Consider the following 16889-nt stretch of genomic DNA (forward strand, 5'->3'; position numbering starts at 1 on the left):
ACCGGACACCGTCAGGTCAGCTTTCGCTTCGGTCGCATTCAGGATGTCGTCAGCCGCCAGGGTGTTAATCGTTACGGACGGCGCGGTGATATCCACGCTGTACTCGCGGCCCGCAGACGCGCTGTTGCCGTTGACGTTGGTGACGCTCACCTGCACGCTGGCATCGCCCTCTTTCAGACCGGCCAGGTCGGCAGACGGCACCGTCGCCGTCCATTTGCCGTCAGCATCCACCGACGCCGTATAGGTTTTACCGCCGAAGAGGATGCTGACGGTCTGATTCTCCTCCACGTTGGAGGTGGTGCCAGAGAGCACCAGGTCCGCGCCCTTCTCAGCCGCGTTAATCACATCATCCGTGGCAATGGCGTCAATCCCGATGGCGACCGCCGCAAGGTCCACCGTCACATTGTGGGTAATGGACACCGGCGTACCGGCGCTGTTCTGCCCCTCAACGGTGACAGCTACCGTGCCTGCCGCCAGCGCGCCAACATCGGCCGCCGGAATAGCCGCACTCCAGGTGCCGTCAGCCAGCACGGTGGCCGGATAGGTTTTATTATTTACCGTTACGGTCAGAGTGGTTCCTGCCGCCAGTCCTTCGCTGGTGCCGGTCACGATCAGGTTCTGGCCATGCTCGATGCTGTTGATCACATCGTCACCCGCCACGGTATCCACGCGCAGGCCCGGCAGGCTGGCGTCGATGGTGATATCGCGCTCGCCGGTGCCGCTGTTGCCCACGCCGTTAGTCACGCTGGCGGTGACGGTCAGTTCGCCGTTACCCAGTGCGGTTAACACGGACTCCGGTACGTTGACGGACCAGGTCAGGTCATCCTGCACCGTTGCGGTCAGGGTGTTACCGCCGAGGGTCACGGTGACGGTGTTGCCCGCCTCGGCGTTCACCACGGTACCGCTGAGAGTCTGGCCGGTCGCCAGCTCCGCGGTATTGATAATATCGTCGCCAGCCACGGTGTTGATGGTGACACCCGGCAGGACAGACTCCACGTTCACGGTGTGAGTCACGCTGGTACTGTTGCCAACAGCATCGGTTGCAGACGCGGTGAGGGTGTAGATCGCTTCACCCAGTGCGCCGACCTGATCCGCCGGAACGGTAGCCGTCCACAGCCCGTTATCATCCACCGTCGCGCTGTAGGCTTTGCCGTTCAGCATCACGGTGACGATCGCGCCCGCCGCCAGACCTGACGCGGTACCGGTGAGGATGAGATCCTGCGTTTTCTCGGTGCTATTGATGACATCGTCGTCTGAAACGGTGTCAATGGTCAGCACCGGAGCGGTAAGGTTGACGGCCACGTCGTGCGTCGCACTGTTGCTGTTGCCCGCTTTATCGGTCAGGGTCGCGGTGATGGTGTGATCCCCGGCGACCAGAGCATTGACGTCGGCCGCAGGCACTCCCACGCTCCAGTTGCCCGCGGCATCCAGCGTGGCGGTGTAAGATTTATTATTGATGGTGACGGTGACCACATCACCCGCTGCCGCGCCGGCGACAGACCCGGTGACAATCAACGCCTGCGCGTGCTCAACGCTGTTGATGACGTCGTCATCCGAAACGGTGTGAATGGTCAACTGTGGCACAGTGATATCCACCAGCACGTCACGATCCACCGAGGCCGGGTTACCCGCTTTGTCGGATACCGCCGCGGTGATGGTGTAGTTTCCGTCGGTAATGCCGCTCAGGTCGGTTGACGGTACGCTCAGGCTCCAGCTGCCATCCGCCTGCACGGTGGTGGTGTAATCCTTGCCGTTCAGCGTCACGGTCACGGTCTGACCCGCTTCCGCGTTCGTGATGCCGTTAACCACCAAATCCTGCTGCGCTTCAGACGCATTAATGATGTTGTTGTCGCTGACAATGTCGATAGAGACCGTCGGCGCGGTCGTATCCACGCTGTATTCACGGCCCGCTGACGCGCTGTTGCCGTTCACGTTGGTAACGCTAACCTGCACGCTGGCATCGCCCTCCTTCAGGCTGCCTAAATCAGCAGAAGGCACGGTAGCGGTCCAGTTACCGCTGGCATCCACGGTCGCGGTGTAAGACTTGCCGCCGAAGGTGATATACACGGTCTGGTTGGCTTCGACGTGGGTGGTGGTACCCGACAGGACCAGGTCCGTGCCTTTTTCCGCCGCGTTGATCACGTCGTCGGTGGCAATCGCGTTGACGCTGATCGCCACCGCGGCCAGATCGACCGTGACGTCATGCGCAATCGTCACCGGGTTTCCTGCGGTGCTCTGACCCTCAACGGTTACCGTCACCTTGCCTGCGTTCAGCGCGCTGACGTCGGCGGCCGGGATCGCTGCCGTCCAGGTCCCGTCTGCCAGAACCGTCGCCGCATAGGTTTTACCATTGACGGTCACCGTCAACGCAGAGCCGGTTTTCAGTCCATCACTGGAGCCGCTAATAATCAGGTTTTGACCATGCTCGATGCTGTTAATCACATCGTCGCCCGCCACGGTATCGACCCGCAGACCCGGCAGGTTGGCATCAATGGTGATGTCGCGGCTGCCGGAGCCGGTATTGCCGTGACCGTTAGTGACGCTTGCCGTCACGGTCAAATCGCCGTTGCCAATGGCCTTTAAGACTTCAGGCGGCACATTGACCGACCAGCTCAGATCATCCTGAACGGTGGCGGTCCAGGTGTTGCCCCCCATTGAAATCGTGACAGTGTCACCACTTGCGACGCCGCTGACTTTTCCGCTCAGGGTCTGTCCCGCAGTCACTTCCGCCGCATTGATGACATCATCAATGGCGACAGCGTTAATGGTCACCACCGGTAGCGCGCTGTCGACAAGTGCCTGATGGCTGGTGCTCGCGCTGTTGCCTGCGGTATCGGTCACGCTCGCGGTGACCGTGTAGTTCGCTTCGCCCAGCGCCGAGACGTTTGCTGCCGGTACCATCACGCTCCAGTTGCCGCTGGCGTCAGTCGTGGCCGTGTAGTTAATGCCATTCAGGGTCACGACGATCGTGGTGCCGTCCGGCTGGTTGCTGGTGCCGGAGAGTTGCAGATCTTCGCCTTTCTCGATGGCATTGATCACATCATCGCCCGCAACGGTATTGATAGCGATAACCGGAGCGGTCAGGGAAACCGCAATCTCATGCGTCTGCGTGGTGCTGTTGCCCGCTTTGTCGGTGAGGGTCGCAGACATCGTATGGTCGCCATTGCCCAGCGCGCCCGCGTCAGCCGCCGGAATACCCATACTCCAGTTGCCGGACGCGTCCAGCATTGCGCTGTAATTTTTACCGTTCAGCGTCACGGTGATCACGTCGCCTGCCTGTGCCCCGGTGACTGTGCCAGAAACGATCAGCGCCTGACCGTGTTCAGCAATATTCAGAATGTCATCACCGGCAACGGTGTTGAAGGTAATCTGCGGCACGGTAGTGTCCACCAGCACAGACGCATCCGTGCTGGCCGGGTTACCGGCTTTATCCGACACGGTCGCCGTAACGACGGCAGTGCCGTCGGTGATACCGGCCAGATCGGCTGCCGGCACGTCAAGCGTCCAGCTGCCGTCAGCCTGTACCTGTGCGGTGTATTGATTGCCATTAAAGGTCACCGTGACCGTCTGCCCCGCTTCGGCAGTCGAGGTGCCGCTCAGGGTGAGATCCTGTGCCGCCTCTGCCGCATTGAGCATGTTGTCGTGACTGACCGTATCGATGGTGACCGCCGGCGCAGTGGTATCGACGCTGAATTCGTGTGACGAAGAGGCCGGGTTGCCATTCACGTTGCTCACGCTCACCTGAACGCGGGCATCGCCCTCTTTCAGGCCGCTTACATCCGCAGCCGGAACGGTGTAAGCCCAGTTGCCATTCGCATCCACGGTGGTGGTGTAGCTTTTGCCGCCAAAGGTGACCGTCACCGTCTGACCGGCTTCGACCCCAGACGTGGTGCCGGAGAGCGCCAGATCGTGTCCCTTCTCTGCCGCATTGAGCACGTTATCAGGGGTCACGCTGTTAACGCTTATCGCGACCGGGGCGAGATCGACATCCACCACGGTCCCGATACTCACCGGGTTGGCGGAAGCATCCTGCGCGCGGGCTGTAATGTCGAGAGGACCGTCCGGCCACTGGCTGACATCCGCCGCAGGCACAGCCGCTTTCCAGGTTCCATCGGCCAGGACCGTGGCGACGTACTCAATGTTGTTAATGGTCACGGTAACGCTGCTGCCCGCTGCCAGATCGGTGCTGGTACCGGAAACAATCAGATTCTGACCGTGCTCGATGATATTGATAACATCGTCGCCCGCCACGGTATCAATACGCAGACCAGGCAACTGGGCGTCGATGGTGAAGTCCAGCGCGGCAGAACCGGTGTTTCCGTGCGCATTCGTCACGCTGGCCGTAACCGTCAGCTCACCATTACCGAGCGCGGTTAACTGGCTCTGGGTTAATGGCAGGCTCCAGGTAAGATCGTCCTGCACCGCAACGGTATACGTCTGGCCGCCCAGGGTAAGGGTGACAATGTCGCCTGCCGCCGCGTTGGCGACTTTCCCCGTCAGGGTCTGGCCTGCCGCCAGTTCCGCCGCGTTGATGATGTTATCGCCCGCCAGCGTGTTGAGCGTGACCACCGGCAGCGAGCTGTCTACCAGCACATCGTGCGTGGCCGACGCGCTGTTACCCACACTGTCCGTGACGCTCGCCGTCACCGTATAGTGCGCCTCGCCCAGCGCGCTTACTGCGGAGGCCGGTACGGTAACACTCCAGTTACCGCTGGCATCCGTAATGGCGGTGTAGTGAATACCATTCAGGGCCACGGTGATCGGGGTGCCTTCTGGCTGGTTGCTGGTTCCGGAAAGCAGCAGGTTTTCGCCTTTTTCCGTGGCGTTAATCACGTCGTCCGCCGCCAGAGTGTGAATACCTATCTGCGGCGTCACGGTATTAACCACCACCTCCAGCGTGTTGCTGCCGGTGTTGCCAGATTGATCGGTCACAGAGACCGTAATCGTCCAGGTTCCGTCCGCCAGGCCCTGTACCACAGACGCAGGCAGGCCGAGGCTCCAGTTGCCCGCCACATCCACCACGGTGGTGTAATCCACGTTATTGATGGTCACCGTGACCCAATCACCCGCTGCCGCTCCGGTCACGGAGCCGCTGAGGACCTGCGCCTGGGTATGGGCAAGCTGGTTAATGGTATTGGTATCGGTGACAAAATCGTTAATGATCACCTGCGGTACGGTGGCATCCACCAGCCCGACGCGATCCGTGCTGCTGCTGTTACCTGCCACATCGCTCACGGTTGCCGTTACCGTGACGGTGCCATCGGCCAGTGCGCCGACGTCCGCGGCAGGTACTGTCAGTTGCCAGCTACCGTCATGTTGAACGGTGGTCTGGTAGGTTTTACCGTTCAGCGCGACGGTGACCGTCTGGCCCGCTTCCGCCGTGCTGCTACCGCTTAACACGACATCCTGCTGTGCTTCGGCGGCACTGATGATGTTGTCATCGGTCAGATTATTGATCGTGATGTCCGGAGGCAGCGTATCGACCGTCACCACGCGCGACGCATCGGCGCTGTTGCCGTTAACGTTCGTCACGCTGACGCTCACCTGCGCGCGGCCGTCAATCAACGTTTCCATGGCGCTGGCCGGTACGGTCAGGCTCCAGGAGCCGTCCTGCTGCACCTGCGCGGTATAGGTCCGATCGGCGAATTTCACCACCACAGTCTGCCCGGCTTCCACGCCCTGCGTCTGGCCAGAGAGCGTGAGATCGCTGCCTTTTTCCGCCGCGTTCAGCCGGTCATCACCGGAGATGACATCAACAGTCACCGCCACGGCGTTCAGGTCGAGTTCGATCGGGTGTTCAGCGGCAACGGCATTGCCCCACGCATCTTCTGCACTGACGTGCACCGCGATATGGCCCGGCGTCCAGGACTGGAGGTCGCTCGCCGGAACACCAATCTGCCAGCCACCGGTGGCGTTGACCACGGTGACATAGTCGACGTTATTGATGGTGACGGTGATCTGCGTGCCTGCGGCCAGATGGCTGCTGGAGCCGGTCACGGTAAGATCCTGATGCTGCTCAATGGCATTGATCACGTCATCACCGGAAAGGGTGTTAACGCGCAGACCCGGCAGCGCCGCGTTGATATTGATATCGCGCTCGCCGCTGCCCGTATTGCCGTGGCTGTTGGTGACTGACGCGGTAATGGTCAGGTCGCCGTCGCCGAATGCCTTGAGATCCGCAGACGGGATAGTGAGGTTCCAGGTCAGATCGCTACCCACGGTGGCGCTGTAATGCTTGCCGCCAACGGAAACAGACACCATATCCCCTGCCGCTGCACCCGTGACACGACCGCTGATCGTTTGATCGGCGGCCACTTCGGCGTTATTCACCCGGTTGTCGCCGGCAAAGGTATTAATGACCACCTGTGGCAACACGGTATCAACCAGCAGTGTGGCCTCCGCTGAGCCGCTGTTGCCCACGCTGTCGGTACCGCTGACGCTGACGGTGTACAGCGTGTTCGCCAGTTGCAGGACGTCGGAAACCGGTACCTGAACTGACCAGCTCCCGTTCTCGACAACGGTTTGATAATTGACGTTGTTCAGCGTCACGGTGATGGCGCTGCCGTCTGGCAGCGTACTGGTGCCGGTCAGGCTCAGCGGCTGCATAGCCTCCTGAGCATTGAGAACGTTATCCTGGCTGATGGCATGAACGGTAAATTCCGGTGGGTTACCGCTCAGCGTAATGCCGTGTGTGGCGCTGCCGGTATTGCCCGCGGCATCGGTAACGGAAACCGTAATGTTGTGGTTGCCTTCTCCCAACAAGCCCACCACGGACGCAGGCACCCCCACGCTCCAGCTGCCGTCCGCCTGCACCACACCGGTGAAGGTCTGACCGCCAACGGTTACGCTCACGACATTCCCTGCTGCGGCGCCGCTCGCCGTACCGGAAATAATCTGCGCCTGGCCCTGCTCGCTGGTATTGAGGATATTGTCGTCAGCAACGGTGTTAATCGTCACGACCGGGGCGGTGGTGTCCACGGTGAAATCGACGGTCGTGGAAGATCCGTTCCCCGCTTTATCGCTGACGTTCACCGTTAGCGTATGGTCGCCATTCGCCAGCGATTGCACCTCGCTGGCGGGCAGCGTAACGGACCACGTGCCGTCGCTCCCCACCGTGGCGGTATGATTTTTCCCGTTGAGCGTTACCGTCACAATCTGGCCGGCTTCCGCATCGGTTTTACCGGTGAGCGTCAGCGCCTGGTTGTGCTCAGCCGCGTTGATGATGTTGTCCTGCGCAATCGTATCAACAGAAAGCGCTGGCGCGTTGGTATCCACACCTATCGTCTGGCTGCCGCTCACGGTATTGCCCGCGGCGTCTTTACCGCTGACGTTCACCGTCCAGGTGCCGTCACCCAGCGCCTGCGCATCCGCGGCAGGCACGTTCACGCTCCATGCGCCGCCGGCCCCCACTTCCGCCGTGTAGGTTTTGCCGTTCAGCGTGACGGTAAGCCCGGTTCCCTGCGCCAGATTTTTGCTGGTGCCGGACAGCGTAAAGCCAGCGGAGTGTTCGCTGGCATTGATCACGTTGTCACCGGCCGTTGTCCCCAGCGTGATGCTGGCGTCAGCGGTAGAGATTGTGACGGTAATGCTGCCCGCCGGCGTCGTTTTGCTCCCGTCGATTTGCACGACAGACCAGGTATGTTCGCCGTCAGCCTGAGTCGGGAGTTTTACGGTCCAGGTACCCTCTTTCCCGACCATGGTGCTGGCAATGGTGCTTCCGCTGCTGTCTTTAACCTGAATGGTCGCCCCCGGCTGCCCGGTACCGCTAAAGGTTGGGGTGTTGTCGTCCGTGATCGCTTTTCCACTCAGCACACCCTGCTTATCACCCGCGTTGTCCGTCAGCAAAAAGGTCGGCGTCGCGCTTTCAACATCTTTGGTGTTGTCGATGACTTTGGTTTTGGTTTCGCCGTCACCCCCGTGCGCCAGCAGTGCGCCAATGGCACCGCCGCCCAACGCAGCGCCTGCAATCCATCCCCATGGCGCGTCATTGAGAACGCTTCCCTGCTCGAGGAAAGGCTCAATGCTGGCAACCGGCGTAGCCTGCGCGGTTAACTCGGTAACAGCAACGCCAGACGCTTCCCCGGCATCGGCAAAAGAAATATGCGTCAGTTCCTGCTGATCGTTGAAGACCAGTTCTGATTGATTATGGGTCTGTGGATCTTCAACAAAATAGTTATTGCAGCGAATAACGCTGCCGTCTTTCATATAAATAAGCAGGTCTTTACCCTGGCGAACATAACGCACAACATCCTGAGCAGAACCCTGAATTTCAATCACACTCGGCGAAGAAATAGAAACCGACAAATTACCCTCTCCGGTTAATTTCGTTTTCTCGGCCGTTTTGCGAATGATGACATCAACAATTTTTACGTTACTCATTTTCCTCTCCTTGCAGGTGTCCGGATTCCTGTGGATATGTCCACCAAATGGATGTAGCTATCCCTGGGAAAAAGCACCCATTATTTTCTTACTTATTTCGCACAAAAAGACGCGTGTTTTTTAACTCAAATCAGGTAATTTTGCGGCAGCGTTTTTCTCTATGCCGATCATTGGCATCAAATTATCAACGGCAGATGCGTAATTAATCGCCGAACTCCAGCCATCATATTCAGCCATTATTTTGGCTGAAGTGGCTTGCCAGACATCCTGTTCAACGCTGAGCAAATCGTTAATGCTCCGCTTGCTCAGGGTATATTCATTTCTGTAAACATCCCGGGCGCGTAATGCGCTTTGCAGCTGCAGCTTCCCCGCCTGCATTCTCCCCTGCGCGCCGGTCCAGTCAGCCTGCGCAACAGAGGCTTTTTGCAGGACATCGAACCGCGCCTGGTCAACCTGAGACGATGCCATGGCCCTTGCCCCTTCGGCCTGGCGAACGCGGGCTGAAACGGCGCCCCCCTGGTATAGCGGTGCGTCAATATTGAGCTGAATCTGGTCATCCCAGTAAGAACGGTTGTCGGACTCGTAGCGGGTGCGGCCTCCTTTCAGGCTTAACGTCGGCCAGTGCTGAGACTTTGCCGTTGCCACGCCATACTGAGCTGAACGCTCCATATTCTGCGCGGCCATGACCGCCGGTATGGCCGAGTAATCAATGCGATTAAGCGAGTCTTGCTCAATGGCAAGCTTCGCCGGTACAGGTGAATAGCGCTCGGCCTCCATGCCAGTCAACACCGCAAGCCGTGCGCGGGCGCTGTTTAACGCCGCGTTATACTGCTCGACCGTGGCCTGCATACCGGCAATGCGCGTGCGCGTCTGAAGCTCGTCAGAGGTTGAGCTGACGCCTGCGTCGGCGCGAAGTTTGGCCAGTTGCTCAACGTTTTTGAGCGCCTGAACGTTCTCTTTGGCGGCCTGTAACAGGTCGGAATAGCGTTTGACTTCTACGTAGCTGAGCGCCGTTTTTTCCGCCACCGCAGACAAGGTGCTCATCAACTGGTAACGATAGCTATCGCGCTGCGCCGTGGACTGGTCGATGCTGTTGTTGGTCTTGCCAAAATCGTATACCAGCTGCGTCAGACTCAATCCCCAGGCCGCAGAATTGCGCAGCGAGCCGCTGGAATCGGTGGTCTGGCTATGGCCGGTGCTACCGTTTAACGATATTTGTGGCATCCAGCCGCTGCGTGCTTCATCTATTTGTGCCTGACCTATTCCCAGTTGCGCGGCCTGCTGGCTAATCGACGGATCCCGATCGATGGCAAAAAGAATACTCTCTTTTAATGTTGTCGCGGCAATCGGAGCAATCCCCACCTGGCGGCTATTCGCAGAAGCCGTATTAAAGGCTAGCGAAATTAATGCCAGGGCGACTGGAAATCTCAGCAACATATTATTTCGCATGATAGTCATTTTTATCTCCCTGACTCTGAATGACGCTTAAATATTTACCCCTAAAGGGGTATAAATAATTCGACAAATATCTTACCTGGGTCCGAATAAATATTGGACAAACGCTCCCCAACCCCATTTCCATTGGAGATGAGAGCCGACCATATTCTTATGACAATAAGAATTTACTTATTTCTTTAACTGGTTTGCAGCATAACAAAATGCGCTATAGGCAACTACACCCACAATGTTAATGTGGTGTTACAGATAAGAAAAAAGATGGGGTTTCTGGACAAAACCTTAAAAAGGGGCTTTCAAATGAAACAAATAAAGTCTTTGTTATTTAAGTAAAATTTTAGAATCGCCGGATGCACATTTTTGCGTTAATTTCAGCATGCGTCAGACACAAAGATTTTCAAAGAAATGTCAATTTAAGTAACCATAATGCCATATACAACATTAATATCTATTAATATAAAAATACACAGAATTTATTGCTATTTATTAATTTCATTAAAGCATTAATGGTTGCATATTGGTATCACAATGGTTATATCCGCCAGTGTGTTTAATAAAACACAACAGTAACATTGCTGTTAACATTTGGAATGAATCACTCACACCGTATTAATAACATTTTAATAATAACCAATGTGAACAATACCGGACATTGATACTTACTGTCGATCAACACCCTTCCCTCTGCGGTAAAATGCTGTAATATGCAACTTATTGCGACATTTTGCGGGATTTACCCATGCACAAAACGGCCAGACAAAAATATGTGCTTGATATCATTAGTGAGCACGGGCAGGCCAGCATTACGGAACTGGCGGACAAACTGCAGGTCTCAGCGGACACCATCCGCCGGGATCTGACCGATCTCGAGAAACAGGGGCTGGCGCAAAAGAACCACGGCGGGGCAATTGCCCTGAATCTGTCGGCCATGAATCGTCAGGGGCGCAATACCCTGCTGCCGGAAACCAAACAACGTCTTGGTCAACAGGTGGCGCAGGCTGTTCCGCCAGGTTCGACGCTGTTTCTGGATGCGGGGAGCACGGTAATGGCTGTCGCCTCGTTCCTGAAGGGACCGCTGACAATCATCACCACCTCGCTGGATATCGCGTGGCACTTCAGCGACCGTGACGATATCGAACTGATCCTGCTCGGCGGAAAATGGGATCACAAGCAGCGACTGTTTGCCGGCAGCGCCACCCTCTCCCTGCTGTCACGCTACCGCGCGGATATCGCCATTCTGGGAGCCTGTGCTATCCATGCTGAACTCGGTCTGAGCGCCGGAAAAGAGGCCGATGCCGAGGTCAAACGGGCGATGCTCGCGGCCAGTCATGAGCGCTGGATTGTCGCCGACCATCTGAAACTAAACCGCTGTGAACCGTATCTGGTCAGCGGATTATCCAACATCCAGCACCTCTTTTTAGATCGTCCCTGGCCTGAGCTTGGGGACCCTGGCGCAATGCACATTACGGTTTGCGCGAAATAACGTGGAGAAGGTCATGAGTAAAAAGAAGACAATCAACATTGCGCTGATCGGGTATGGATTTGTAGGCAAGACCTTCCATGCCCCGCTGATCCAGTCCGTGGACGGCCTTACGCTGGCGGTGGTTTCGTCTCGTGATGAAGAGAAGGTTAAACGCGATCTTCCTGATGTTCAGGTGGTGGCAACCCCGGAAGAGGCAATTCAGCATCCCGATGTCGATCTGGTGGTGATTGCCTCCCCTAACGCCACCCACGCGCCGCTGGCAACGCTTGCCCTGAATTCAGGCAAACATGTGGTCGTGGATAAACCGTTCACGCTCGACATGCAGGAAGCCCGCGACCTGATTGCCCTGGCGCAAGAGAAGCAACGGCTGCTCTCCGTCTTCCATAACCGCCGCTGGGACAGCGACTTCCTCGGCATTAAGCAGGTTATTGAGCAAGGAACCCTTGGCAAGGTCAAACACCTTGAGTCGCACATTGACCGTTTCCGCCCGGAAGTGCGCGTGCGCTGGAGAGAGCAAAACGTGCCCGGTAGCGGTCTGTGGTTTGATCTGGGGCCGCACCTGATTGACCAGACGCTGCAGCTCTTTGGACTGCCACAGTCGGTACAGGGCAATATCGCCACGCTGCGTGACGGCGCGGAAATTAACGACTGGGCACACGTGGTCTTAGATTATCCGCAACATAAAGTGATTTTGCACTGCAGCATGCTGGTGGCTGGCGGAACGGCACGTTTTACCGTTCACGGCGATAAAGGCAGCGTGGTGAAAGCCCGAATCGACCAACAGGAAGCGCAGCTGCTGGCGGGCGTGATCCCCGGCAGTGAGGCCTGGGGCGAGGACAGTGACAGCATGGTGTTCTTTGGTGCAAACGGTGAGCCGCAGACCGTTACCACGCCGAAAGGCGATCAGCGTCAGTACTACATCAACGTGCGTGATGCGCTACTCGGAAAAATCACCAATCCGGTTCATCCGGTCGAGGCGCTGGCGGTGATGGCGGTACTGGAAGCGGCCGTGAAATCCTCAGAGACGGGCACCACTCAGGCGCTGGAGTTAACCCCGGAAGAGCGCGCTCAACTGCAATAAAACGCTAAAAAAAAGCCCTGCAGACTGCTGCAGGGCTCGTTGTTATGGGTTACTGGCGTTTTTTTGGCATCATGCGCAGGAGGGTGTTGTCTTTCCAGAAATAGTGATGCATCAGCGCCGCCATCGCATGCAGACCAATCACAACGTACCCCACGTTGGCCAGCGTCTCGTGCCACTCTTTCAGAACGTCGACCAGATCAAAATTCGATTCTGCCGCGTGCGGCATCACCAGACCAAAGGCTAACCAGTCAGTGCCGCGGTTATACATCATGACAATACCAATCAGCGGCAACGCGATGAACAGCAGATACACCACCAGATGGCCAAGATGGGACAGTCCGGTCACCATCGGTTTTGGTTTCGGTTCAATCGGCGGTGCGCGGAATTTAAGGCGAACCACTAAACGCGTCACCATCAACACCAGTACAGAGATGCCGCACGAAACGTGGATCATGTTGATTACCGGCCGGGCGGTGCGTGGGAAGAAGCCTTTGAACTCCATCGCGCAGTAGGCGACGATGATTAACAAAAACACCAGCCAGTGGATAGCAATTTGCAGGCTTGTATATTTAGTACGCATGAGATTTCCTGATAAATAACCGATATCGCGCCAACATAATCCCCTTTCCTTAAAAATTCATTAATTTTTCTGTATGGTTTTTCAAATACTTCCCCTCGCATGAAGCTTCTTCAATTGCCGCCCTGTCCGTGATGGTCTAAGCCTGGATGAGTTCAAACTGTCGCAAAGACGCGTTCACAGGAGTACACCATGAGTAAAATTGGCATTAACGGATTTGGACGCATAGGACGCCTTGTCCTGCGTCGCCTTCTTGAAACCCAGGACAGCAACACCGTCGTCGCCATCAACGATCTCACCTCTCCCAAAGTGCTGGCCTACCTGCTCAGGCATGATTCCAACTACGGTGGCTTCCCGTGGAGCGTAGATTTCACCGAAGACGCCCTGATTGTTGACGGAAAAACTATCGCCGTGTACGCCGAAAAAGAGGCAAAACATATCCCGTGGAAAGCCGCGGGCGTCGATATCGTCGTGGAATGCACCGGCTTCTACACGTCGGCAGAAAAATCACAGGCACACCTCGAGGCCGGTGCCAAAAAAGTGCTGATCTCTGCCCCTGCCGGTGAGATGAAAACCATCGTGTATAACGTGAATGACGATACCATTGACGCCAGTGATACGATTATTTCCGTTGCTTCCTGTACCACCAACTGCCTCGCCCCACTGGCAAAAGCCCTGCACGATGCGTTTGAAATAAAAGTGGGCACCATGACAACCATTCACGCCTATACCGGCACGCAGGCGCTGGTGGATGGCCCGCGCGGGAAAGACCTTCGCGCCTCACGCGCCGCGGCGGAGAATATCATTCCGCACACCACCGGGGCGGCCAAAGCCATCGGTCTGGTGATTCCGGCCCTCAGCGGCAAGCTGAAAGGCCACGCCCAGCGCGTACCGGTGAAAACCGGTTCAGTGACCGAGCTGGTCTCGATTCTGGGTAAAAAGGTCACCGTTGAGGAGATCAACGCCGCGCTGAAAAAAGCGACGCAGGGGAATAAATCTTTTGGTTATACCGATGAAGAGATTGTTTCGTCTGATGTGATTGGCTCTCACTTTGGTTCTGTCTTTGACGCCACACAGACCGAGGTATCAGAGGCTGGCGATCTGCAACTGGTGAAAACCGTCGCCTGGTATGACAACGAATACGGTTTCGTCACCCAGCTGGTGCGCACGCTGGACAAATTCGCCTCGCTGTAATGCCTGTCCCCTCTCCGCGGAGAGGGGAATACCGCAAACGGCCTCTGCTCAGAGAAGCGACCGGTGGTTCAGGGCTTCCGTAAGCACAGGATCCTGCTTTAACCGTGCCCACGCTGCAGTCACCTCGTCAGGGAATTCAACGTGTGCAATAAAATCACGCCCGGCCGGGCCATAGCCGTTCATGTCATCACAGAGTCGCGGAAGCTCGCCTAACATGAGCGAGAGATAACGCTCTACCGGCCAGAGGCCAGCGCTCTCCCCGCTGAACACCAGCCCATTTTCGCCATTTTTCAGCACCGGTGTATAGCCCGGGTGGCTGACCCACTGCGGCGAAGCAGACTCGTCACGGCACACGCGGGCAAAGGTTGCCATCGTGCGGCGCTGCATGGTCGGATCCTGCACGACCAGCACGCGCCCGGACGTCTGTTGATGTTGTTTGAGCATGTTCCAGCTAAAACGCGCGTTTTCTCCGCAGTTGGTTGATTGATCGTCAACCCACACGCGCGCATCAGGGATCTGCCAGAACTGGCGAGCAATATCGGCCAGAATGCTTGCTTCCGCTCGCCCCGTTACCGGGACAGTGTGATAACGCGGATGCTGAGCGATGGCCGCATACAAAAACGCGGTCGAATGGCCAATCCCTCCGCTAATCAGTAACGGAACGTCGTGTTCAGCGGCAATACGGCAGGCAGCGTCGATGGTCGGCATCACCGCGTTTCCGGCCAGAATAACCCTGTCAACCGCCGCCACGTCGCGGGTATCGCCCAGATCATCCTGTGCCAGCCACTGGCCGACCGTGTTGATTGCCGCCAGGGTTGACTCCGGCAGAAGGGGAAAATGCGTATGAACCATGGTGATGTCCTCAGTTGCTCTGGTTCAGATTAACGACTTCAGATCGACAAAACAACGGCCTCCCGGGCCGCTCTTTTTCCTTAACCTGTTCTTCAACATTTGATTAACCTGCGAAAATCATATTCACTTGAATTATCATTTGCGGCAAACGTAGAATCGTTAGCCCACTCATTATTCAATTTTTTCTAAGGTAAAAGACGTTATGCGCCTGCCCGAACGCGACCCTTATGCTCCTCGCGAGTGGCAGCCTCATGAGAAACCCGCCCTGTTGGGTTCGCCCTCCACGCCAGAACACAGCACGCCAAAACGGATTGCCTACGGGGTTGTCGGTCTGCTGGTGTGCCTGACGGGGGCGCTGGGTAATGCGGTGGTCACCGCCAATCTGCAAAATCTGCAGGGAACCTTCGGGGCCTGGTCGACAGAAATCGCCTGGCTCCCGGCGGTGTATGTGATGACCAACATCTCCATCAACCTGCTGCTGGTGAAATTCCGCCAGCAGTATGGTTTGCGCGCCTTCACGGAAGGTTTTCTGGTGCTGTATGTGCTGGTCACCTTTTTCCACCTGTTTGTAAACGATCTCAGCTCCGCGCTGATGGTGCGTGCCGCACACGGGATGGTGGCCGCCGCGCTCAGCTCCCTCGGTATTTACTACCAGATACAGGCCTGGCCCGCGAAACACCGTCTGAAGGCACTGACCATCGGGATTACCGGGTCATCGCTCGCCATCCCCCTCGCCCGCCTCTTTTCGACCGAGCTGCTGCAGCTTGACGAGTGGCGCGGGCTTTACTTCTTTGAGCTCGGGCTGGCGCTCATTTCACTGGCCTGCGTGATAGCGTTGAAATTGCCTCCTGGCGACCGGCGCAAGGTCTTCGAGAAAAAAGACTTCATCACCTTCTTTTTACTGGCCCCGGGGATGGCGCTGCTCTGCGCGGTGCTCTCCTTAGGCCGTCTTTACTGGTGGTTTGAAGCGCCGTGGATCGGCTGGTCGCTGGCATTAGCGCTGGTATTAATCGTGTCTGCGATCGTGTTTGAACATAACCGTTCTAACCCGTTGCTGAATACCCGCTGGTTGTCGAGCGGCAGCATCGTGCGTCTCGGGCTCATTATGCTGCTGATCCGCATCGTGCTGGCGGAGCAAAACACCGGCGTTATCGGCTGGCTGCAGTATGTCGGCTTGCAGAATGAGCAGATGACCCACCTGGCGTGGTCTATTTTTGCCGGTATTGTCTGCGGGATTGTGACCAGCTGTTTGACCATCAAGCCCACAAAACTGGCGTGGCCGATCATTACCTCGCTGGCGCTCATGATTGTTGCCTCCCTGCTGGACAGCCAGTCGAACAACCTGACCCGCCCGGACCAGCTGATGCTCAGCCAGTTCCTGCTGGGCTTCGGCAGCGCCTTCTTCCTCGCGCCCGCCATGCTGGCCGCCATTGGCGGGGTTATCGCCGATCCGCGCAACCTGGTGAGCTTCTCGGTGATGTTTGGCATGAGCCAGAACCTAGGCGGCCTGCTCGGCTCTGCCATCCTGGGGACCTTCCAGACCTGGCGCGAGAAATACCACTCCAGCATGCTGGCCGATCAGCTCACAACCCTGAACCCGCTGGTGAATGACCGTATTCAGGCTTACACCGGCCTGTACCGGAGCCTGATTGGCGACAGCTCGCTGCTGGGTACCCAGGCCATCACCCAGCTGCAAACGGTTTCATCGCTTGAAGCAAATATTCTGGCTTATAACGATACTTATTTACTGACGGCGAGCATTGCCGCCGCCACCCTGGTCTGGATTTTATGGCGCTTGCTGCGCCTGCGCCTGACTGCCCGTATGGCCCTGAAGAAGGCAACAGGCAACAAGTAATGAATATGAAGAT

General features: G+C 57.1%; 8 protein-coding genes. 4 read left to right on the forward strand and 4 right to left on the reverse strand.

Annotation, left to right across the window (positions count from 1 at the left end):
- The coding region (locus tag L466_RS09460; RefSeq protein ID WP_032681057.1) for an Ig-like domain-containing protein at window positions 1–8379 on the reverse strand (8379 nt) is incomplete at its 3' end.
- Window positions 8380–8499: 120 nt separating this feature from the next.
- Complete coding sequence (locus L466_RS09455; protein WP_032681058.1) at window positions 8500–9837, reverse strand: TolC family outer membrane protein; 1338 nt, start codon at window positions 9835–9837, stop codon at window positions 8500–8502.
- Between the two features lie 736 nt (window positions 9838–10573).
- Here L466_RS09455 and L466_RS09450 point away from each other — a divergent pair.
- Complete coding sequence (locus tag L466_RS09450) at window positions 10574–11317, forward strand: DeoR/GlpR family DNA-binding transcription regulator (protein ID WP_032681059.1); 744 nt, start codon at window positions 10574–10576, stop codon at window positions 11315–11317.
- A gap of 13 nt (window positions 11318–11330) precedes the next feature.
- A complete protein-coding gene (locus L466_RS09445) occupies window positions 11331–12398 on the forward strand; it encodes an oxidoreductase (protein ID WP_032681061.1) in 1068 nt (355 codons plus the stop codon).
- Between the two features lie 49 nt (window positions 12399–12447).
- Here the strand turns inward: L466_RS09445 and cybB are convergent, their stop codons facing one another.
- Entirely contained in the window at window positions 12448–12978 is a 531-nt protein-coding gene (gene cybB / locus L466_RS09440; RefSeq protein WP_025204247.1) for a cytochrome b561, read from the reverse strand.
- Window positions 12979–13167: 189 nt separating this feature from the next.
- Here cybB and gap point away from each other — a divergent pair, with 189 nt between their 5' ends.
- Window positions 13168–14169 (forward strand): type I glyceraldehyde-3-phosphate dehydrogenase, encoded by a 1002-nt coding sequence (gene gap, locus L466_RS09435; protein WP_020884211.1) that lies wholly within the window; start codon window positions 13168–13170, stop codon window positions 14167–14169.
- A 48-nt stretch (window positions 14170–14217) separates the two neighbouring features.
- Here the strand turns inward: gap and L466_RS09430 are convergent, their stop codons facing one another.
- Window positions 14218–15021, reverse strand: a complete 804-nt coding sequence (locus tag L466_RS09430) for a YdcF family protein (protein ID WP_032681062.1) — start codon at window positions 15019–15021, stop codon at window positions 14218–14220.
- Between the two features lie 202 nt (window positions 15022–15223).
- Here L466_RS09430 and L466_RS09425 point away from each other — a divergent pair, with 202 nt between their 5' ends.
- Window positions 15224–16876: an MFS transporter gene (locus L466_RS09425; protein WP_032681063.1), complete on the forward strand. Its 1653-nt coding sequence runs from the start codon at window positions 15224–15226 to the stop codon at window positions 16874–16876.
- The last annotated feature ends 13 nt before the right edge of the window (window positions 16877–16889 follow it).

The organism is Enterobacter sp. BIDMC 30 (assembly GCF_000534355.1).
GTDB classification, from domain to species: domain Bacteria; phylum Pseudomonadota; class Gammaproteobacteria; order Enterobacterales; family Enterobacteriaceae; genus Enterobacter; species Enterobacter ludwigii.